This window comes from Streptomyces sp. ADMS, assembly GCF_033441795.1.
GTDB lineage: Bacteria > Actinomycetota > Actinomycetes > Streptomycetales > Streptomycetaceae > Streptomyces.
In genome coordinates this window covers 1-233 of sequence record NZ_JAVFVX010000645.1, presented here as the reverse complement: position 1 = coordinate 233, position 233 = coordinate 1, and the positions used below count along the sequence as shown (strand labels likewise).

The following is a 233-nucleotide window of genomic DNA, read 5'->3' as shown; positions in this document are numbered from 1 at the left end:
CACAGGGTCCCCCCTGCAGTACCATCGGCGCTGTAAGGCTTAGCTTCCGGGTTCGAAATGTAACCGGGCGTTTCCCTCACGCTATGACCACCGAAACCCTATTGGTTTCGAGCGAACAAGCACACTCTTCAGTTAGATGTTCTGCTCAAAAGCCGACAACGGTCGTTGTCTCAGAACTAACACAGTGGACGCGAGCAACTGAGGACAAGCCCTCGGCCTATTAGTACCAGTCA

Annotated in this window: 1 rRNA gene; it reads right to left on the bottom strand. The window is 53.6% G+C overall.

Annotated elements, in window-relative coordinates:
* Window positions 1-95: ribosomal RNA gene (rrf, locus tag RB628_RS42320) — 5S ribosomal RNA — on the bottom strand; the annotation flags it as partial.
* Window positions 96-233 lie beyond the last annotated feature (138 nt).